This is a genomic window from Haloparvum alkalitolerans (assembly GCF_055381565.1).
In genome coordinates this window covers 2,456,602-2,476,939 of record NZ_AP043938.1, presented here as the reverse complement: position 1 = coordinate 2,476,939, position 20,338 = coordinate 2,456,602, and the positions used below count along the sequence as shown (strand labels likewise).

The following is a 20,338-nucleotide window of genomic DNA, read 5'->3' as shown; positions in this document are numbered from 1 at the left end:
ACCGCACTACTGCACCGATACCGCCACAGCACCGCTCTGGACAACCGGGGGGTCAGGGAGTGGTCGGGACTCCGAACCGATCCGTCACGATCCCACACGTTTTTACAGTCCGTGGGAAATTGCGCGCCATATGGATCACGCACTCGCGGTCGTCGGACCCACGGAGGAGTCGAAGGAACTCGTGCGCGAGGCGGGCGAACTCGCCGCGGGCGTCGACGCGAAGCTGACGCTGCTGTACGGGACCACCGAGGAGGAGTACAACGACCAGCGCGTCGAACTCGAGGAGATCTCCAACTACGAGGCCTCCTACAGCGTGACGCAGGCGATGCAGGGCGCGAAGAACTACGCCGCGGACGTGGGCCGCGAGGTGCTCGACGACCTCGACGTGGAGTGGGAGGCCCACGGCGCCATCGGCGACATGGGGGAGACGGTGCTGACCGAGGCCGACCGCTACGACTGCGACCACGTCTTCGTCACCGGACAGAAGCGCTCACCGACGGGGAAGGCCATCTTCGGCGACGAGACGCAGCGGATCGTCCTCGACTTCGACGGCCCCGTAACGGTACTGACGGTCTGATCCGGTTATCAGCGCGGAGGATCGGCCCGTGTAATTTAAGTTAGTCGTCGCGAACCGGTGGTCCATGAGCGACCCGACGACCGACGACGCGGCCGTGTCCGTCGAGGACGGGGGCATCAGGGTCTCGAAGTCCTTCTCGAACGACGAGTTCCCGGTCCCCGCAGTGGTGTTCGAGATAGCTTCGGACCGCGAGGACCCCGCCCGACTCCGGATCGTGGACGACATTCCGGAGTCGTTCCCGATGGACCGCGTCGGGTTCCACCCCGACTACGAGAGCGAGGACTGGACCGCCTACAACGACCACCGCGTCGAGTTCGAGCGCGTGTTCGAACCGGGCGAGACGCTGACGACGGTGTACGGAATCCGGGACGACGACCCGGACACCGACGCGTTCCTCGGCGTTCCCACCGTGGAGACGGCGCGCGAGGGCGAGGAGATGGACGACGTGCTCGGCGCGGACGGCGCGGAGGTCGTCCGCGACGTGCTCGGCGGCGAGCGGTCCTCGCTCCCGGGCATGGACGAACCCGAACAGGAACCCGACACTGGCGGGGCCGCCGAGGATACCGGTGGAACCGGCGCGTCACAGGACGCCGTGGCGGCGGCCGCGGACCCCGCGGAGGCGGCCGACCCGCTCGACGGGCTCGACGCTCCGGATCCGGACGAGTCCGCCGAACCCGCCGAGTCCGCGGAGTCCGCCGAGTCCGCCGAACCCGTTGATCCGGTCGTAACGGGCGCGGACGAGGAGCCGGACGGGACGGAACCGACCGACTCCGTCGCCCCGGACATCGGCGTCGACGAACTGCAGCCCGCCGAGCCGCAGACCGACGAGCCCGAGTCCCCCGATCCTCGTCCCGTCCCGGACGAGGCGATCGCGGCGGTCACCCCGCACGACACCCGGATCGAGAAACCGCAGGCCGGCGAGTCCGGAGGCGCGGAAGCCGACGACGCGGCGTCGGAGCCGGATGCGGACGACGCGACGGACGGACGGTCGGACGCGACGGGCGACGAGAGCGGTGGGACCGACGAGGACGACGGGAGCGACGCGGCCCCGGTGACGGAGACCGGGGGAGTCGCGGCGGCGCTGGCCGCGGAGATCCGCTCCGGCGAGGTCGACGAGGAAGACCTCGACGTGTTACAGGAGGAACTCGACCTCGGCACGCCGAACAGCGTCGACGTCCGGCTCAGCCGGGTGCAGTCCCGGCTCGGCGACCTCGCGGCGTACGTGGAGGCGCTCCAGACGTTCATCGACGAGGAGGGGACCGCCGACGGCGTTCTCGCGGAGATCCAAACCGAGATAGACGACCTCGACGACGCGGTCGGGGACCTCAGCGTCCGGGCCGAGCGGGCCGACTCCGAGCGGGAGGGGCTCGCGGACGACGTGGCCGACGTCGAGGAGTTCGTCGAGAGCGTGCGCGACGAGGTGTCCGCGCTCGCCGACGACCTCGAGACGACCGACGACCGCGTCGGCGCGGTCGAGGACCACGCGGAGACGATCGACGACGAGCTCGGCGACGTGTGGGACGACATCGCCGAAGTGGACGCTCGGCTCGTCGAGGTCGAGAAGACGGTCGAGGACACCGTGGGCGACAGCGAGGTGTCTCTCGAGGAACTGGAGGGTGAGATCGCCCGCATCGACGAGGAGCTCGCGGAGCTGGAGGAGTTCCGCGAGCGGCTCAGCGACGCATTCGGCGCCTGACCCTCACGCCCCGGCCTGCTCGGTAGCACGCCGGAAACGCAACCCGTTTTACCCGCGCTCCCTGAACGTCGCCAATGACTACGCCGGTTCCGGTCGCCGTCCCGCGCAAGGGCCGACCGCTCGAAGCCGTGCTCGAGCGTCTCGCGCACGTCGGTGACGCGGCGCCGCTCGCCGACGACGTGAGCAGCACGCTCCGCTACGAGAAGGCCGTCACGAAGGACGAACTCGATGCGGACCGCGGTCCCTACGAGCGACTCGCGGACTACTCCGACCACGAAGCCCCCGCCGCGCCCGAGTACACTCTGCTGCGGGACGACCGGGACGGCAAGCCGCGCCGGATCGTCTTCGACGCCGCGACCGTCGAGATCGGTGACGTGTCCGTGAAGCTCGTCGGCCGCGAGGAGCCGTTCCGCGCGCTCAGAACGCACGAGTTCGCGCTCGGGTTCGACTCCGCGGACCTGGTCCTCGAGGAGGTCGTCGGCATCGAGCGGGAGGGCATCGCCGAACTCGCCGACATCAACCGCCGGATCGACCCTCGGGATACGGACGTGCGCGTCGTCACGGGCCTCGGCGACACCGTCTACCACACCCTGATGGCCACCCCCGACGTGCTGCCCTCCGGGACCGACCTCGACCGCGCGTTCGTCGCCGACTACGAGGGTCCGCTCTGTATCTCCCCCCGGTACGAGCGCCTGGTGACGGCCGTCCTCGGAACCGACGCGCTCGCGGACGTCGACTTCGCGTATCCCGACCCGGACCAGGAGGAGGAGGCGGCCATCGCGGAGACGGGCCTCGGCGTCTACCTCACCGTGACCGGCTCGACCGCCCGCGACCACGGACTCGTCCTCGGCGAGCACCTGTTCCCGAGCGAAACGGTGCTCATGGAGAACCGCGCCGAAGCCGATCCGTCGGTCGAGCGCGTCCGCGAACTGCTCGTCGGCCCCGACCTCGAGTCGGCGCTCACGGTCTGAACCCCGGACACTCGACTGCGGACGCGGTGTGCGGTTCTGACGCCTGTTCTCGAGTTCGGCCGCCGTCTCCAGTAGGACTTGTCGATCCGCCCGGCGATCCTGGCTCGAACACGGCGACCGATACGGACGAATTAGGTATAGCGGAATGTAGTTTATGTGTTCGCTGCTGGCCGTTCCCGTCCTCGGAGAAGAAACGGAAACACGGGAGAGATCTCGCCATATCGGTAATGGGTTTGTCCGGAATCGTCTCCATCGAGGGCTCCACCTCGGACTGGCTCCGAGGCCCTGCGAAGCCCGATCGCCGACCGACGCCGACTCGAGGTGCTTCCCGAACGCGTCCAGTTCTCACGACCGCGTGCAGCGCCGAGACGGAACGGTTTCGGTGTGTGTCCGTCAGGCGGAAGACGCCGAGAAACGCGTTCACGCGGTCTCATGCGGGTTCTGTGTCGGGATGGCTCGGGAGGGACCGCTCACCGGGAATACGTCCATCCGGCGTCAAAGCCGCGGTTACGATCAGGGTCCTTCCGCGCTCGTCGTCTCACCGCTCGGCCGCGGTATCGGTGGCGTCCGGGATCCCGGGCCCGTCAGCCGTCGCTGGGGGCGGGGAATTCGTCACGCAGGCCGGCGCGGCTCCGCGGCCGACGCCGTGGCGACTCGCGGTCGCCGATCCGGCCGCCTCATGTTCGAGACACCCCCATACCGGCGGAGCCGGAGCCCCGGAAGCCGTCGCTGCCGGGACGGTTCGTCGTCCGCCCGAACTCCTGTCCCGACTTCGCGGTCGACGTGGTCGGCCGGAGCTCACGTCGCAGCGTCGCCCGTGACTCTCGGGGGAGGGGCCCGGTCGGACTAGTCAGGCGTCTGCTCAAGTCGCGGCCGTATTCCACGCGGGTCGGGTCAGCGAACGGCGGAGATGAAGTATCCGAAAACTGATGAATGTGCCGAACGGGAATCTCTCTTTGCTCGAGAGGCGGGACGAACCGGCGGTCGACAGCGAAATTTTTGACCGTTCTCTAAGAACGGAATTCGCTTCGGACGTCGATTCATTATCCAATATTTTGGGACTATCTCGGCCGTTTGATGGTCATGTTTTTCCAGATATGCGTAGAATGGTGGTCGTATTATGGTGCCGGATATTTTGATAAGGTCTCTTATCCACCAGTGTGGGGATAGATTGATTAGCGGGGCGGGCGAGCCTCGGATCACGAATGTCGTCGGAACCGGACACCGATCGAACGGCGGTGAAGACGTACGTACCGTCCTACCAAAAATCCGAGTGGAAGCGGCACGCGGACGAACTCGACATGAGCCAGAGCGAGTTCGTGCGAACGATGGTACAGGCCGGGAGACGGGGGTTCACGACGGGGAACGGGAGTAACCCCGAGGAGGGCGACGAGGAGGGGACGAACCCTGGGGGTAACGGCCTCGAAAGCCGGGTCGAATCGGTGCTGTCTCGGGAGGGGCCGCTCTCGTGGGAGGATCTGCTCGACGCTCTCTCGGGCGACCTCGAGGAGCGACTGGAGAACGCGCTCGATGACCTCCAGTCCGAGGACCGGGTTCGGTACAGCGGCCGCGAAGGGGGGTACGTCCTGATGGGCGACCAGCGATGAGCGGACGGGCCACCGGCACCGACGCGGTCGATCCCGCCGATCCGGTCGGATACTTCCTGGAAGACCTCACTTTCCACGGAAAGACGGACCGGACGCGGACGGCCTACGAGCGCGTCCTGCGGCGGTTCGAGGAATTCCTGTCGGACCCCGAGACGAACCCGCGCGGCGTCTCCGTCGCGCCCAGCGAGGCCACGCACCGCGACTGCATGGCGTTCGTCCACTCGCTGCGGGGCGAGGCGGCCGCGAGCACGGTCGCGACGTACGCGGCGTATCTCCACCGCTTTTACGCCTACATGACGCAGGTGGGCGCCTTCGACGCCAACCCCATGACACTCGTGATGGAGGAGATGGACGAGTCGGTCGACAAGGACCCCGCCCGCCGGGAGATCGACGTCCCCACGATGCGGTCGTTCGTGGGGTCGATCCGGCACCCACTCCACCGTGCGCTCGTGGTGACGCTCTTAAAGACCGGCATGCGCGTGGGCGAACTCTGCAACCTCGACCTCCGGGACGTCTCCCTGACGGACCCGGAACTGCAGGAGGGCTTCGAGCTGGGGACGCGACCGGCGCTCGATTCGCGCCCGGACTCGGTGTTCGTCACCGCCGACGCCGCGGTCGGCGAGCCCCTCAACGGGGAGGTGCGGACGGCCGCGAACAAGCGCAAACGGGATACCGTGATACCGGTCGACGACGAGCTCGCGCGGACGCTCAAGCGGTGGCTCGCAGTGCGTCCCGACGGCGTCTCCGAGGCCGATCCCCTGTTCGTGGGGACCGCCGACGGCTGGGGCGAGCGCGTCGACCCCGAGACCGTCCGCCACATCGTCGAGCAGCACGCTCGCGAGCGTGGCTGGTACCGCACCGGCGGCGGCGCCGCGGAGAACGTCACGCCCCACTACTTCCGCCACTTCTTCACCACCCACCTGCGGGACAGAACCGGCGACCGCGGCGTGGTGAAGTACCTCCGAGGCGACGTCGCCGACGACATCATCGACACCTACACCCACAACTGGGGCGGACAGGTCCGGGAGACCTACGAGGCGAACGTCTTCCGTCTCGGCGTCTGAGAACCCTCCAGAGCGATTTTTGGGAGACGCCCGCAGCAATTGCGTTGTCGTGGAACCGTCGAAAGTCTGATCGAGAACGAACTCATAAACTTCATAGCGCGATATAGAGTTTCGGGCGGTAGCTACTCCGATCGAGGCGGGAAATCCGGGACCGATCGGTGGGTCGGGCAGAGAGGCGGTGGAACCGAGACTCCGAACCGAGACTCCGAACCGAGACTCCGAACCCAGACTCCGAGATCGCGAACCGGCTCCGGGCCCGCGGCGGCCGCGGGGTCGGCTGACACATGGCTTAAGACCGGGGGGCGACGAGGTGCGTCCATGTCGGAGGGGACCTCGACGGACGACCGCCGCCGGTTCGGACGGGCGGCGCTGGTCAACGTCCTCGGAAACGCGGTGAAGATCGCCGTCGAGGGGGCCGCAGGCGTCGCGTTCGGCAGCGTGGCGCTGGTCGCTGACGCCGCCCACTCTGTCGCGGACCTGGTCGCCAGCGTGGTCGTGTTCCTGTGGGGCGGCAGCCGGTACGAGACCGCCGACGAGGGGCACCCGCACGGCCACCAGCGGATCGAACCGCTCACGGCGCTGTTCGTCGGCGCGGTGATCGTCGTCCTGGGGCTGAACCTGCTCCGGGAGTCCGCCCTCGGCCTCCTGGAGGGGGCCGGCGTGACGTTCAGTCCGGTACTGGTCGCGGCGCTCGGCTTCGCGATGCTGGATATGTACGTCGTCTACCGATACACCGCGTGGGTGAACGCGGACCTCGGATCGGCCGCGCTGAGCGCGCTGGTGGCCGACTGCCTGAACGACATCTACACGACGGTGGCCGCGATGGTGGGGATCCTCGGCGTGTACGTCGGATACCCGATCCTGGACCCGCTCGCCGGCGCGCTCGTCAGCGTCCTCGTCGTCTATCAGGGGGTCGAGATCGCCCGGGAGAACGTCGACTACCTCGTGGGTGCGGCGCCGCCGGAGGGCGAACGACGGCGGATCGTGGAGGCGATCCGCGAACACGCCGAGGTCGAGGGGATCCACGACCTGCGCGTCTTCTACGACGGGACCGACCTGGAAGTCGAGGTCCACGTCGAGGTCGACGGGAGCCTGCCGTTCCGCGAAGCCCACGACGTGGAAACGGAAGTCGTGAGTCGCCTCCGCGGGATGGAGGGCGTCGGCGACGTCCACGTCCATCTCGACCCGTCGGGCCTCGGCGAGTGGAAGGACGCACCGGAGTCCGGCGACGGGGGCGAGCGACCCTCGGAGTGATCGCCGAAGCGGGCGGCCTCAGACCGGGTCGACGAGGCCCGGATCGTCGTTCGCGGGGTCGTTGACGCGCGTCGACACCGGGTAGCTCCGCAACTCGTCGGCGGGATACGTCCGTAGCTGCGCGGCCGCCTCCTCGGGGCTCCCGTGGAGGTACGTCTCAGCGTCGTCGGGGGTCAGGATAACCGCCATGCGGTGGTGGAGGTCGGCGACGAGGTCGTTCGGATCGGTCGTGAGCACCGCGAACGTCTCCGTCGGGCCCGCCTCATTTTCGTCCGTCGCTGTACCGCCGCCGAAGGCGTCGAGGCCGGTCTGTGCCGCGGCATCGGGATCCTCCCAGCGCGCGTGGATCCCCGCCATGAGGAACGGGCGGTCGTCTGCGAATGCGACCCGATGCGGGCGCTTGCGTCCGCCCGTCTCGGTCCACTCGTAGAACCCGTCCGCGGGGACGACGCAGCGCCGCGCCTCGAAGGCGTCGCGGAACGCCGGCTTCTCGCGGACGGTCTCGGCGCGAGCGTTGATCTGGCCGAACGCGTCGTCGGCCCACGTCGGCGTGAACCCCCACTCGCCGCGGGTCGCCTCGTCCGGCTCCGACGCCGAGATGAACGGCAGCCGCTGGCCGGGCGCGCAGTTGTAGCGTGGCTCGTGTTCGGGGAAGGCGGCCCCGAACCGGGCTTCGAGGGCGTCGCGGGAAGCGGTCAGACTGTAACGGCCGCACATGAGCGGTCGTTGGCGCGCCGCGGTCATAAGCCGGCGGGACGCGGTCGCCGGAGCGCGAGGTTGAAGGCCGGCGAGCGCGGGGGTCCGGTATGCGCATCGAGAACAGCTTCATCCCCGTTCGGGGGGTCGGCGAGGCGACCGAGCGCCGGCTCTGGGAGCGCGGGATGACCGACTGGGACGCGTTCGACCCGTCCGCGGACGTGTCCGGGGTGGGTCCGACGACCGCCGGCCGCATCGAGTCGTTCATCGCGGAGGCGTGGACGCACCTCGACGACGGAAACGCCGCGTTCTTCGACGGCGCCTTCCCCTCGGGCGAGCGCTGGCGACTCTACGAGAACTTCCGCGCGGAGACCTGCTTCTTCGACATCGAGACCACCGGACTGGACGAGCGCCGCGACGAGGTGACGACGGTCAGCTTTCACCGAGACGGCGAGACGACGACGCTGGTGCAGGGCGAGGACCTCACGGCCGAGCGCGTGCGCGAGCAGTTTCGCGAGGCCGAATTGCTGGCGACGTTCAACGGCGCCCGCTTCGACGTGCCGTTCCTGGAGACGAGCCTCGACATCGAGGTGGAGACGCCGCACCTCGACCTGATGTACCCCTGCAAGCGGATCGGGCTCTCGGGGGGGCTCAAGCCCATCGAGAAAGAACTCGGCATCGACCGCGACCGGCCGGACATCTCCGGGCGCGACGCCGTGCGGCTCTGGCGCGAGTACGAGCGCGGCGACGAGTCGTCGCTGGAGACGCTCGTCTCCTACAACCGCGAGGACGCGGTCAACCTGCGTGCGCTCGCCGACACGGTCTGTGAAACGCTCCACGACGACGTCTTCTCGCCGGTCGTCGAGCCGTAGCAAAACCCGCGGTCGAACCGACCGCGAACCGTTCCACGCCGGCGGACGCGCTCGTCACCGACCCGGGTCGAGAGACAGCGGGCGGTCGGTGACGCTAGCTCGCGGAGCCCTCCGCCGGTTCGTCGTCGTCGGACTCGTCGGCTTCGTCAGCGTCGCCGGCCGCGTGCTCGGTCGTCCCGCGAACCGCGTCGGGGTCCAACTCGTCGTCGAGGATGGCTGCGGTCACTCCGTCCGCGTCGTCGCCCGCCCTCTCCACGCGTTCGGTCGACTCCTCGTCCTCCCCGGCGCCGGTCTCGGCTTCGTCATCCGCCGGTTCGTCGCTGTCCTCGGTCGCGTCACCGTCTTCTGACACGCCGACACTCTCGGCCTTATCGTCGTGGTCGACCTCATCATCCTGGTCGACCCTATCGTCATCCCCAGGCTCACCGTCCCCCTCAGGCCCCTCACCGTCGGCGGACCCGTCGTCCACATCCTCGGCATCGCCCCCGGGAGTCCTCGCCTCGTCGCGCTCGGCCCCGTCGTCGGTATCGTCGGTCTCGTCGCGCTCGGTCCCGTCGTCGGTCTCTTCGGCCTCGTCGCGCTCGGTCCCGTCGTCGGCCTCGTCGGTCTCGTTGGGCCCACCGGCCGCGCCGTCTTTCGGTCGCACGAGTTTCATCTCGCCGCGGGCGCGCAGCGTCCCCTCGATCTCGGCGCCCTCGTGGACGATCAGGTCGCCCGCGACCACGTCGCCGCGGATCTGTGCGCCCGGCTCGACCGTGACCGTCCCGCGGCGCGTGGTCACGTCGCCGTGGACGAGCGTTCCCTCGCCGACGGTTATGTCGCCGCGAGCGCGCAGCGACCCGAATACGTTGTTGTCGCGGCCGACCGCGATCTCCTCGGCGCGGACGTTGCCGTGGAGGCGGCAGTCGTCGCCGATCGTGGCGGGCGTGGAGACGCGCCACGCGTCGTCGGAGACCTCCGCGCCGCGGGGGATGACGAGGGGATCGCGCGGGTCCTCCTCGCCCGACAGCGCCTCCGCGAGGTCGTCCGCGGCGTCCGCCTCGCCCAGCCGGAGCAGCTGCGAGAGGACGATGAAGTAGAAGACGAGCGTCGGCACCGGGTTGCGGATCACGATCCAGCCGTTGGCCTCGAACCCCTCCTCGATGTCCACGTCGTCGCCGATGTCGAGGTCGCCGGAGACCATCAGCCGGCCGGTGATGTGGACCCGCTCGCCGAGGTACGCGTCGTCGCCGACGAGGACGTTCCCGTCCACGTCACACAGCATGTCCAGTCGGCAGTCCCCCTCGGCCTCGATGTCGTTGCCGAAGGAGGCGCGCTCGCCGGCCGCGACGTTCCGCCCGCGGACCCCGAACTCCACCGTCGACTGGCCGCCGACCAGCACGTCCCCGTCGGTGACGAGGTCGTGCTCCTCGACGGTCGTCCCCGACGGCACCGACAGTTCGGCGATCGGGTCCCCCCTGAGTGACACACACGGTCGCAGACGCCCGACGGGCATAAACGGTCGGGGGGCGTCGGACGCGCGGCGGACGCCGCTCCCGAACCTGTACTGTTGCATGCCCACACACCACACAACACTGAAGCGGGAGCGGGCGAATTATCAGGTACGATGAACGTTTCCCGGCACGGTGCGGGCGTCGGCGCCGCCGGTCGCGCGCTCGCCTCGCAGGTGCACCCGGTGTTCATGCTCCCGCCGCTGGCCGCCTCGTGGTTCGGCGCGGCCGTCGCCGGCGAGTTCTCGGTCGGGTTGGGCGCTGTCCACGCGCTGGCCGCCTTCTTCGCCGTCTACACCGCGCACGTGAAGGACGGCTACGTCGACTTCCACGTCCGCGGGGAGGACGACGACCACCCCCTGACGGCGCGGGGGTGCCGGCTCGCACTCGCGGGCGCGGCGGTCGGCTTCCTGGGCTGTCTGACCGCGCTGTGGCTCGCGGCCGGCCCCGCCGCGGCGGCGGTGACCGCGCCGATGTGGCTGATCGGCTACCTCCACGCGCCACAACTCGACGTGCACACCCTCGGCGCGACGATGGGCTACCCGGCGGGCATCGCGGTCGCGATGATCGGCGGCGCCGTGGTGCAGGCAGGGAGCGCGGCGCCCGCCACGCTCGCGTTCGCGGCCGTGTTCCTGGTCGTCCTCACCGGCGTGAAGGTGGTCGACGACGAGGCGGACCTCGCGTACGACCGCTCCATCGACAAGCGCACGGTCGCGGTGGTGCTCGGTCGCGTCCGCGCGCGACGCCTCGCGTACGCGCTGCTGCTCGTCGGCTGTATCGCGGTGCTGTGGTTCACCGTCGCGGGCCTGTTCCCGCCCGCCGCGCCCGCGGCCGCGATCGCCCTGCTCGCGGTCGCGGCGGTCGCCTACCGCGCGCCCTCCGACCTGGCCACCATGCTCCTCGTGCGCGGGACCTACCTGTTCTTGGCCGCCCTGCTCGTAGCGGTGTGGTTCCGGCCGCTCTCGGGGGTCGGTCTCCCCGACATCACGGCCCTCGGCCCCTACACCTACCTCGCGACGGAGGTCGTCTTCGGCGCGCTCGCGTTCGCCCTGCTGTACCGCGCGGAGGCGCTGTGGAGTGCCGCGCGGACGGTGCTGGCGCTGTACCCCGTGGCGTACGTCTGGGACTGGTACACGCTGGAGGTCGGCGTCTTCGCCATCGTCGCGCGCACGGGTTACGACCTGTTCGGCATCCCGGTCGAGGAGCACCTGTTCATGGTCGTCGTTCCCGCGCTGGTGATCGGGTTCCACGAGACGCTGCGGCGGGCGGACGGGCCGGCCGCGGTCGACGCCGGAACGTCGCTCGAAGGCGCGACCGGCGACCCCGGCACCTCCGCCGACGCCCCCGACACCGTCGCGGACGTGGACGACTGACGGGCGGCGGTCGAGTCCCGACCGCGTCGACGCCGTCACCGTGGCCTTATAAATGACTGCGGCGTACGACGCGGCATGAGCACGGTACTGTCCATCCGCGAGGACGGCGTCGACGTGGTGTACGAGGGCACGGAGTTCGAACTGGAGGTCGACCTGATCGAGGAGGCCACCGGGAAGAACTATCAGGACGTGACCGACCACGAGATCCTCCAGATCGTCGCCGAGGACCCCGACCTGTCGGGCGAGCCGCGGCGCGTCGGCGACGTCCTCTAAGCGGCCGGGGCCGACCGCCGCACGCGGGGGCGCGAGGCGGCCGCGACCGACCGAAAGGCGCTTTTTCCGGGCGAGCGAGCGTCGGGTATGATCACGGTCGCGCTCGCGGGCAAGCCGAACGCGGGTAAGTCGACGTTCTACACCGCCGCGACGATGGCGGACGTCGACGTGGCGAACTACCCGTTCACCACCATCGACGCGAACCGGGGAGTGACCCACGTCCGCACCGAGTGCCCCTGCCTCGACCGCGAGGAGCGCTGCGGCAACGAGAACTGCCACGACGGGAAGCGCTACGTCCCGATCGAACTGCTCGACGTGGCGGGACTGGTGCCGGGCGCCCACGAGGGGAAGGGCCTCGGCAACCAGTTCCTCGACGAGCTGACGAACGCCGACGTGATCCTCAACGTCGTCGACGCCTCGGGCGCGACGAACGCGGAGGGCGAACCGGTCGAGCCCGGGAGCCACGACCCCCTCGACGACGTGGACTTCATCGAGGAGGAGATGGACCTGTGGCTCGCGGGCATCGTCGACCGCAACTGGGAGGGGGTCGAGCGCAAGTCCCGGTCGCCCGACTTCGACGTCGACGAGGCGCTGACGGACCTGCTGACGGGCTTCGGTGCGACCGAGCACGACGTGACGCGCGTCCTTCGGGAACTGGAGTACCCCGAGGACCCGATCCAGTGGACCGACGAGCACCGCGAGTCGCTGGCGCGGGCGGTCCGCCGCCGAACCAAGCCCATCGTCGTCGTGGCGAACAAGGCCGACGCGGCGCCCGAGGGGACGCTCGACCGCCTGCGCGAGGGGACCGACAAGCCGGTCGTGGCGGCGACCGCGGACGGCGAACTCGCGCTCCGCCGCGCCGCGGAGGCGGGCGTCGCGGAGTACGACCCCGGCGACGCGGAGTTCGAAATAACCGGCGACGTGAGCGACGCGCAGCGGAGCGGGCTGGAGTCGATCCGCGAGGTGATGGCCGAGGTCGACGGCACGGGCGTCCAGACCGCGCTGAACGAGGCGGTGTACGACCTGCTCGACCGGATCACCGTCTACCCCGTCCAGGACGCCGCCAAGTGGACCGACGCGAAGGGGAACGTCCTCCCGGACGCCTTCCTGCTCCGGTCGGGCGCGACGCCGAAGGACCTCGCGTACGCGGTTCACACGGACATCGGCGAGGGGTACCTCCACGCGGTCGACGCGAAGTCGAGCCGCCGGATCGGCGAGTCCCACGAGCTGAGCGAGGGCGACGTGATCAAGATCGTCTCCACGGCGGGGCCGTAGCCCCGCGATCCGGGGTCGGTCCGACATAGCGGCAAGGGGATCTGCTTTCCGGAACGCGCCGATATCGGAGCGAGCCGCCCGTGTCACTGAGTGTCAGTCCTCGCAACGCCGGCCCTCGGTTTTCTGCCGGTCGTTCTCGGTTTCCGACTCCAGATCCCTAGGAGAAAAATAACCACAAGACATCATAGAGCGGACTGAATATTCTGCGTAAGCATACGTTAAGGGAGGCCGCCGGCGTGTCGGTGAACATGGAACGACGACGATTCCTCGGCGCGGCCGGCGCGGTCGGGGCGACGGCGCTCGGCGCGGGATGTATCGGCAACCTCGGCGGCTCCGGCGGGTCGCGGACCGTGACGGTCGACTGGGCCTACTACAACCCCGTGAGCCTCGTCATCCGCGAGCACGACTGGATGCAGGAGGCGTTCGCGGAGACGGACGCGGACGTCGAGTGGGTGCTCAGCCTCGGCAGCAACGAGGCGAACGAGTACTCCCAGAGCGGCGAGGCGGAGTTCGCCTCCACGGCGGGGATCGCGGCGCTGATGGCGCGCTCGAACGGCGTGCCGATCCGGACGCCGTACATCTACTCGAAGCCGGAGTGGACCGCGCTGGTCGCGCCGAGCGATTCGGGCATCTCCGAGGTCGCGGACCTCGAGGGGAAGTCGGTCGCGGCGACCCGCGGCACGGACCCGCACTTCTTCTTGCTGCAGGCGCTCGATCAGGCCGGACTGAGCGAGTCCGACGTGGAGGTCGTCCACCTCCAGCACCCGGAGGGACAGACCGCGCTCGTCGAGGGCGAGGTCGACGCGTGGGCCGGGCTCGACCCCCACATGGCCGAGCTGGAGCTGGAGAACGACGTGGACCTGTTCTTCCGCGAGCCGAACTTCAACACGTACGGCTTCCTCAACGTGCTGGAGGGCTTCGCGGAGGAGCACCCGGAGGACGTGCGGCGCGTGCTGGAGACGTACGAGCGCGGCCGCCAGTGGGCGCTCGACAACCCGGGAGAGACGGCCGGCATCCTCGCGGCCGAATCGGAGATGTCCGAGCCGGTCGCCGAGCGCGTGTTCACCCAGCGGACCGACCTCTCGACGCCGCTCCCGGGCGACCAGCACCGCGAGTTGCTCTCGGACCTCGCCCCCATCCTCCACGAGGAGGAGATGGTCAGCGAGGACGCAGACCTCCAGGCGGCGGTCGACGAACTGATCGACTCCGAGACGGCACGGCCGGTGATCGAGTGATGGCGACCGTCTCCGAGGCGGGCGGGTTCGGCGACGACCGCCTCCCGAGCCTCGACCGCCTGCGCTGGGCGCTCGGGCTCGTGGTGCCCGCGCTGCTGGTCGTCGTCTGGCACGTCCTCGTCGCGACCGGCGTCTTCGCGTCCCACCAGCTTCCGGCGCCGCTCACCGTGGTTGAGACGCTCTACGGAATGGCGGTCGCCGGCGAACTCGCCGGGCACATCTCCGTCACCGTCCAGCGCGTCTTCTTCGGCGTCCTCTTCGGCGCCGCGGTCGGCGTCGCGTTCGGGACCCTGACGGGCGTCTCCGACCTCGGGAGCGACCTGCTCGACCCCCTGTTCCAGAGCGGGAAGAACATCCCCTCGCTGGCGTGGGTCCCCCTATTCCTGCTGTGGTTCGGCATCGGCGAGGTGGCGAAGGTGACGCTGATCGCCGTGGGCGCGTTCTTCCCGGTCTACCTCAACCTCTCGACGGGGATCCGCGACGTGGACGAGGACTTACTGGAGGTCGTCGAGGTGTACGACCTCGGTCGGATCGAGTCCCTGCGTCGCGTCGTTCTGCCCGCCGTGCTGCCGAACCTGCTGGTCGGGCTCCGCGGCGGCGTCGGGCTGGCGTGGATGTTCGTCGTCGCGGCCGAGCTGATCGCCGCCAGCCAGGGGCTCGGCTTCCTGATGAGCGACGGGCGCGTGATGAGCCGCCCGGACATCATCGTCGGCTCCATCCTGCTTTTCGCCTTCTTCGGCAACCTCTCAGACCTGCTCGTGAAGGGGGTGCACGACCGTGTCGTCGACTGGTGACGCCGGCGAGGTCGACGGAGCGACGACCGCGGGGGAGGGCCCCATCCTCGGCGTCTCCGGGCTCGGAAAGGCGTATGGCGACACGGTGGCGCTCCGCGACGTGGACCTGTCGGTCGCGGACGGGGAGTTCGTCTCCGTCGTCGGGCCCTCGGGCTGTGGCAAGAGCACCCTGCTGCGCGTGCTCTCCGGCCTCGAGGAGACGTTCGACGGACGCGCGACCGTCGCGGGCGCGGACGTCCGCGAGGAGGGCAGCGACCGCGTCGGCATGGTCTTTCAGGAGCCGCGGCTGCTCCCGTGGGCGACCGTCCGGGAGAACGTCTCGGTCGGACTCCCGGCTGAGGTCGATCCGGACACGGAGGGGGCGCGCGAGCGCGTCGACGGGCTGCTGGATCAGGTCGACCTCGGTGACTTCGCGGATGCCCGCCCCGGCGAGCTCTCCGGCGGGATGGCTCAGCGCGTCTCGCTCGCGCGCGGGCTCGCCTACGAGCCGGCCGTCCTGCTGCTGGACGAGCCGTTCTCGGCGCTCGACGCGCTGACGAAGCGCGAACAGCAGGACCACCTGCTCGACGTCTGGGACGACCGCGACGCGACGGTCGTGCTCGTCACCCACGACGTGGCGGAGGCCGCCTACCTCTCGGACCGCGTGGTCGTGCTCGGCGGCCAGCCCGGCACCGTCGAGCGGGTCGTCGACGTGGACGCGGAGCGCCCGCGCGACCGCACCGACGAGGCCCTGCTCGACGCCCGCGAGACCATCACCGACGCGCTCGGGGTCTGAGACGGCAGCTCGCCGCGCCGCGGTCGAAACCTCTTTTCAGTCCGGCGGGCGCGAAGCCGTTGCGTACCTTTATTGAGAAACCTCGGTTGAATGAGGTATGAGCGACCCCACTCCCGACGAGCCGTCACCGGCGCGGCGGGTGCTCGGTCGATACGGCGGCGGGGTCGTCGCGGGACTCGGGTTCGTCATCACGCGCTTCTTCGTGAGCGAAGCGGTGATCGTCGCCGGCGGTCCCCTGACGGTCGCCGCGACCCTCGTGCCGCTCGTGGTGGGGTTGGCGCTCACGGTCGCGGGCGTCGCGCTGGCGGTGGGCGCGTTCACGCCCGCGTACGTCGCGGACGTGACCGCGGGCTGTCTGCTCGGCACGGCCGCGATGATCGTCGCGCTCGGCGTGACGTTGGCGGCTACGGGCGTCGGCATGGTCTCCGAGACCTTCGAGGTCCAACTCCTCGTCGCGAACGTCCTGCTGGCCGGCGCCGTCGGCGGGATCGTCAACGGACACCGCAAGGCGTCGCTCCGGGATCGACGCGAGGAGATCATGCGCGGCGCCAACCGCGCCCGGTTCATCAACCGCCTCCTCCGTCACGAGGTGCTGAACGCGGCGACTATCGTTGACGGGCACGCCGAGTTGCTCCGGGAGGCCGCGGCCGACCGCGACCGCTCGGTCGACGCCATCCGCCGCGGCGCGGCCCGGATCGAAGAGACCGTCTCCGGGATCGGGTCGATCGCTCGCTCGACCGAGGGCGGCGAGCGTCTCCGGCTCTCGGCGCTTGCCACGACGGTCGGGGACCGCGAGGGGGCTGACGTGCGCGTCGCGCTTCCGGCCGACGCCGACGACGCGCTGATCGACGCGGACGAACGGCTCGCCGCGGCGATCGACCGGCTGATCGACCACGCGGTCGAGGTCCGAAACGCCGACCGCGTGGACGTCGAGGCGGCCGTCGAGCGTCACGCGGTCGCGATCACCGTCGCGGACGACGGGCGGCCCCTCTCCGAGCGCCAGCGGGACGTGCTCGAACGCGGCTCGTTCCCGGAGTACGACGACCCGTCGAGCGGCTTCGACCTGCAGGCGGTGACGCTGCTCGTCAGCGGCTACAACGGCTCCGTCGCGGTTACGAACGGCGACCTGACCCGCGTCACGCTCCGGCTTCCGCGCGCGGACACGGACGCCGCGGAGGCGACGGTCGGCGTCGCCTACCCGAACCTCCGCCGCGCGGTGGCCGCGGGACTCGGTGCCGGCGTCGTGATGGGTGGCGTCTACTGGCTCGCCAGCGGCGTGCTGCCGGTCATCGGAGCGCTGTACAGCGTCGAGAGCGCGGCGGTCGGCTGGATCACGCACCTGTTCCACAGCGTCGTGTTCGCGCTGACGTTCGTCGCCGGGGCCTCGACGTGGCGGCTCCGCGACCGCGTCGGCGGACCGTTGCGGGCCGGCGCCGCCGGCGTGACGTGGGGGATCCTGCTCTGGCTCGTCGCGGCCGGCGTGGTGATGCCGCTGTGGCTCCGCGCCGTGGGGATACCGTCGCCGCTGCCGAACCTCCCCGCTGTCGGGCTCGTCGCGCACGTGCTGTGGGGGGCCGCGGTCGCGGCGGGGTACACGACGCTGGGCGGCCGCTTCGAGTGAACGCCGCCGCCGGGACCGACTACCCCTCCCACTCCTCGTAGGAGCGATACACGCCCTTCGAGAGGTAGCGCTCGGAGGAGTCCGGGAAGACGGTGACGACGGAGTCGTGCGGGAGGTCGAGTTCGCCGTCGGCCGCGCGTTCGGCGATCTCCAGCGCCGCCAGCGAGTTCGCGGCCGAGGAGGAGGCGACGAGGTGGCCCTCCTCGGCGGCGAGGCGGCCCATCTCCTCGTGGGTGTCGCGGTCGGGGATCGGGAGGATCTCGTCGACTTTCTCGGGGTCGAACAGGACGTTGGTGGAGATGTCGTGGGTGCCGATCCCCTCGGTCTTGTACTCCTCGTGCTCGACGTCCTCGTCGAAGAACTCGCGGTAGGCGGAGCCCTCCGGTTCGACGGCACCGACGAAGGTGTCCGGTTCGCGCTCGCGGAAGTAGTCCGCCATCCCCATCAGCGTGCCCCCGGTGCCGCAGCCGGCGACGACCGCGCCGACCTCGCCGTCGAGCGCGTCGTCGATCTCGGGCGCGGTCGTCTCGTAGTGCGCCTCCGCGTTGAGGGGGTTCGAGAACTGCTGCGGAACCGCCGCGTTGTCCAGCTCGCTCGCCAGTTCGTGGGCGCGCTCGATGGCGTAGCCCATCCCCTCGTCGGTGGGCGTGTTGATCACCTCGGCGCCGAGCGCGCGCATGAGCTGCTGTTTCTCGACCGAGAACCGCTCCGGGACGACGAAGACGGCCTCGAGGTCCAGCCGGCCGGCCGCGACCGCGATGCCGATGCCGGTGTTGCCCGCGGTCGGCTCGATGATCGTGCCCCCGGGCTCGACGTCGCCCCGTTCCAGCATGCGCTCGAGCATGTGCTTCCCGATGCGGTCCTTGATGCTCGCGCCCGGGTTGAACGACTCCAGCTTGGCGTACACCGGCACCGCGTCGGGCGAGGCCTGCACGCGGACGAGCGGCGTCTCCCCGACCGTCTCCAGCACGGAGGGAAGCGGCTCCCGATGGGTGGTCATAAGGTGGCAAAAGTTGTCCCGGCTTGTGTAGGTTTCCATCCCCCCGCAGCGGGTGGGTTATCTCGGACGGTGGCCGCCGCGGGGGAGGAGGCCGCTACCACTCCGCGTACAGCGAGTAGAGGATTACGCCGAAGCCGGCCGTCGAGAGCGCGGACTCGATGATCAGGACCGCGTCCGTGTCGAAGCCGAACGCCTGCTGGGCCGCGCCCGCGAGCAGGGCGCCGAGCGTCACCAGCCCGAACCCCACGGCCAGCGCGCCGATGGGCCGCGCACCGGTCCGCCGGTACGCGCTCGCCGCGAAGTAGGTGATCAGCCCGCCGAGCACCAGCGTCGCCGTCTTCAGCGCGACCACGAGGGAGGGAGCGAGCGCGCCCTGTAGCGGGAGGAATGCCGCCGCTGAGGCCGCGAGCAGCGCGCTCACGTCTCCCTCCGCAGCTCCGACCACATGCCGAGCAGCTGTCGTTCGGGCTCCGCGAGGTCCCGCTCGACGCTCACCGCGAACTCCCGTCGCTCGTCAAGCCCGACCACGAGGCGGTCGAAGGCGGTGACGTATCTGGACCGGTGGTGGCCGCCGGGATGAAGCTCCGTCTGCTCGGCGACGAGGTCGGCCTCGGTCAGCCGGTCGAGCTTCTTGTACGTCGTCGACAGCGGGACGGACGCGGCGTCCGCGACCTCGCTGGCGGTCATCGGCTCGTCGAGCGATCCGACGATGTCGCGGCAGGCGGGATCGTCCAGCGCCGCGAACACCGCCTCGGAGGGCGGGTCGTCGGACCGCGATGCGGGCTGCTTCATGGCGACGGCTGCGCCCGGCATCGTAATCAAAGGGTCGGCGTCGGCAGCGCACGCGGTCCGCGAACGCGGGTCGTACACGCCGCGTCGCACGTTCTCCGATCCGGAGAACCGCTGTCGGTATATATGCTGCAGTCGCGCGTCCGTTCAACCGGAGAAACACAATGGCAACCAAGACACCCCTCACCGGCGTCAACACCTTCGAGAGCACCCTCGGCGGGCTCACCGTCCGCGGCCGCGCCCACTCGCTGTCGGCGTGGTTCGTGCTCGCGCTCCGGCTCATGATGGGCTTCGCGTTCCTCAACGCGGGCCTGAGCAAGCTACTCGGCCCCGAGCCCTTCAGCGCATACGGCTACCTCGCGTTCGCGGTGCCCGAGAACGGCGGCCCCGCGGTCGGCGCGTTCCTCTGGATGGCCAACAGCGCGGCGTTCATGGCGTTCGTCGACGTGGCCGTGCCGTTCGGCCAGATCGCCATCGGGCTGGGCCTCATCGTCGGCGCGTTCGTCCGCCTCGCGGCGTTCTTCGGCGCGAGCATGATGGGCATGTTCTACCTCGCGAACTGGGACGTCGCCCACGGACTGATTAACGGCGACTTCGCGTACCTGCTCGTCTTCCTCGCGGTCGCGGCCTTCGGCGCGGGCCGCATCCTCGGGCTGGACCGGTATATCGAGAACTACGAGGTCGACGGCGAACCGCTCGTGGAGAAGTACCCCCTGCTCGACTACGTCCTCGGGTAAACTACCCCACCCTACTCCCTCGGCGCTACGCTTCGGTCGCTCCTTGAGGCCGGAGGCTCCACCTCGAAAACGCTGAACGCGGCCGAGACGCGCCCTATTTGTCTCCGTCCAACGCTTCGTCGCCCGACTCGCCGCCGTCGACTCGACCCAGCAGACGGGGCAGGAACTGCGAACCCTTCCCGCTCTTTTGCCCGTGTTCTTTCGCCCTCTCGCGTGCCTCTCTGCTCACGGAAGCGTAT

The 20,338-nt window shown here is 69.9% G+C and carries 20 protein-coding genes; 15 read left to right on the top strand and 5 right to left on the bottom strand.

From position 1 onward, the window contains the following. Positions 1 to 130 precede the first annotated feature (130 nt). From ACZ432_RS14580 to ACZ432_RS14555, 6 genes are all read left to right on the top strand, one after another. Positions 131 to 577 (top strand): universal stress protein, encoded by a 447-nt coding sequence (locus tag ACZ432_RS14580; protein ID WP_426963844.1) that lies wholly within the window; start codon positions 131 to 133, stop codon positions 575 to 577. Positions 578 to 641: 64 nt separating this feature from the next. Then, positions 642 to 2,273, top strand: a complete 1,632-nt coding sequence (locus ACZ432_RS14575; RefSeq protein ID WP_426963845.1) for a hypothetical protein — start codon at positions 642 to 644, stop codon at positions 2,271 to 2,273. A gap of 74 nt (positions 2,274 to 2,347) precedes the next feature. Next, complete coding sequence (locus ACZ432_RS14570; protein WP_426963846.1) at positions 2,348 to 3,244, top strand: hypothetical protein; 897 nt, start codon at positions 2,348 to 2,350, stop codon at positions 3,242 to 3,244. Between the two features lie 1,205 nt (positions 3,245 to 4,449). Continuing rightward, positions 4,450 to 4,851, top strand: coding sequence for a DUF5805 domain-containing protein (locus ACZ432_RS14565; protein WP_426963847.1), 402 nt, complete (start codon positions 4,450 to 4,452; stop codon positions 4,849 to 4,851). Further along, positions 4,848 to 5,915 carry a tyrosine-type recombinase/integrase gene (locus ACZ432_RS14560; protein ID WP_426963849.1) on the top strand — a complete coding sequence of 356 codons (1,068 nt, stop codon included), beginning with the start codon at positions 4,848 to 4,850 and terminating at the stop codon, positions 5,913 to 5,915. The genes ACZ432_RS14565 and ACZ432_RS14560 overlap by 4 nt, the downstream gene beginning before the upstream one ends. 318 nt (positions 5,916 to 6,233) lie before the next feature. After that, positions 6,234 to 7,169 carry a cation diffusion facilitator family transporter gene (locus ACZ432_RS14555; protein ID WP_426963850.1) on the top strand — a complete coding sequence of 312 codons (936 nt, stop codon included), beginning with the start codon at positions 6,234 to 6,236 and terminating at the stop codon, positions 7,167 to 7,169. Between the two features lie 18 nt (positions 7,170 to 7,187). On the opposite strand, the gene ACZ432_RS14550 is transcribed toward ACZ432_RS14555, so the two are convergent. Then, positions 7,188 to 7,886 (bottom strand): SOS response-associated peptidase, encoded by a 699-nt coding sequence (locus ACZ432_RS14550; RefSeq protein ID WP_426963851.1) that lies wholly within the window; start codon positions 7,884 to 7,886, stop codon positions 7,188 to 7,190. Positions 7,887 to 7,975: 89 nt separating this feature from the next. Between ACZ432_RS14550 and ACZ432_RS14545 the strand changes: the two genes are divergently transcribed. After that, positions 7,976 to 8,737 carry a ribonuclease H-like domain-containing protein gene (locus ACZ432_RS14545; protein WP_426963852.1) on the top strand — a complete coding sequence of 254 codons (762 nt, stop codon included), beginning with the start codon at positions 7,976 to 7,978 and terminating at the stop codon, positions 8,735 to 8,737. 94 nt (positions 8,738 to 8,831) lie between these two features. On the opposite strand, the gene ACZ432_RS14540 is transcribed toward ACZ432_RS14545, so the two are convergent. Beyond that, positions 8,832 to 10,205, bottom strand: a complete 1,374-nt coding sequence (locus ACZ432_RS14540) for a polymer-forming cytoskeletal protein (RefSeq protein WP_426963854.1) — start codon at positions 10,203 to 10,205, stop codon at positions 8,832 to 8,834. 138 nt (positions 10,206 to 10,343) lie between these two features. Between ACZ432_RS14540 and ACZ432_RS14535 the strand changes: the two genes are divergently transcribed. The 7 genes from ACZ432_RS14535 (at position 10,344) to ACZ432_RS14505 (ending at position 17,573) form a co-directional block, all read left to right on the top strand. Continuing rightward, positions 10,344 to 11,600 carry a UbiA family prenyltransferase gene (locus ACZ432_RS14535; RefSeq protein WP_426963855.1) on the top strand — a complete coding sequence of 419 codons (1,257 nt, stop codon included), beginning with the start codon at positions 10,344 to 10,346 and terminating at the stop codon, positions 11,598 to 11,600. A 75-nt stretch (positions 11,601 to 11,675) separates the two neighbouring features. Further along, positions 11,676 to 11,873 (top strand): DUF5800 family protein, encoded by a 198-nt coding sequence (locus tag ACZ432_RS14530; protein WP_058366789.1) that lies wholly within the window; start codon positions 11,676 to 11,678, stop codon positions 11,871 to 11,873. A gap of 87 nt (positions 11,874 to 11,960) precedes the next feature. Beyond that, complete coding sequence (locus ACZ432_RS14525) at positions 11,961 to 13,148, top strand: redox-regulated ATPase YchF (protein ID WP_426963856.1); 1,188 nt, start codon at positions 11,961 to 11,963, stop codon at positions 13,146 to 13,148. A gap of 248 nt (positions 13,149 to 13,396) precedes the next feature. Continuing rightward, positions 13,397 to 14,383: an aliphatic sulfonate ABC transporter substrate-binding protein gene (locus ACZ432_RS14520; RefSeq protein ID WP_426963857.1), complete on the top strand. Its 987-nt coding sequence runs from the start codon at positions 13,397 to 13,399 to the stop codon at positions 14,381 to 14,383. After that, the gene (locus ACZ432_RS14515) at positions 14,383 to 15,177 is read left to right on the top strand and encodes an ABC transporter permease (RefSeq protein ID WP_426963858.1); all 795 of its coding nucleotides are present in this window, start codon (positions 14,383 to 14,385) and stop codon (positions 15,175 to 15,177) included. The genes ACZ432_RS14520 and ACZ432_RS14515 overlap by 1 nt, the downstream gene beginning before the upstream one ends. Then, positions 15,161 to 15,952: an ABC transporter ATP-binding protein gene (locus ACZ432_RS14510; protein WP_426963859.1), complete on the top strand. Its 792-nt coding sequence runs from the start codon at positions 15,161 to 15,163 to the stop codon at positions 15,950 to 15,952. Before ACZ432_RS14515 ends, ACZ432_RS14510 begins: the two co-directional genes overlap by 17 nt. A gap of 97 nt (positions 15,953 to 16,049) precedes the next feature. Next, positions 16,050 to 17,573 (top strand): ATP-binding protein, encoded by a 1,524-nt coding sequence (locus ACZ432_RS14505; RefSeq protein ID WP_426963860.1) that lies wholly within the window; start codon positions 16,050 to 16,052, stop codon positions 17,571 to 17,573. Between the two features lie 19 nt (positions 17,574 to 17,592). Here the strand turns inward: ACZ432_RS14505 and ACZ432_RS14500 are convergent, their stop codons facing one another. The 3 genes from ACZ432_RS14500 to ACZ432_RS14490 all read right to left on the bottom strand — a co-directional run bounded on the left by ACZ432_RS14500 (position 17,593) and on the right by ACZ432_RS14490 (position 19,365). Then, entirely contained in the window at positions 17,593 to 18,573 is a 981-nt protein-coding gene (locus ACZ432_RS14500; RefSeq protein ID WP_426963861.1) for a PLP-dependent cysteine synthase family protein, read from the bottom strand. Positions 18,574 to 18,667: 94 nt separating this feature from the next. Continuing rightward, entirely contained in the window at positions 18,668 to 18,985 is a 318-nt protein-coding gene (locus ACZ432_RS14495; protein WP_426963894.1) for a DUF7521 family protein, read from the bottom strand. Between the two features lie 5 nt (positions 18,986 to 18,990). Continuing rightward, positions 18,991 to 19,365: a helix-turn-helix domain-containing protein gene (locus ACZ432_RS14490; RefSeq protein WP_426963862.1), complete on the bottom strand. Its 375-nt coding sequence runs from the start codon at positions 19,363 to 19,365 to the stop codon at positions 18,991 to 18,993. A 161-nt stretch (positions 19,366 to 19,526) separates the two neighbouring features. On the opposite strand from ACZ432_RS14490, the gene ACZ432_RS14485 reads away from it, so the two are divergent. Then, positions 19,527 to 20,099, top strand: a complete 573-nt coding sequence (locus tag ACZ432_RS14485; RefSeq protein WP_426963863.1) for a DoxX family protein — start codon at positions 19,527 to 19,529, stop codon at positions 20,097 to 20,099. The last annotated feature ends 239 nt before the right edge of the window (positions 20,100 to 20,338 follow it).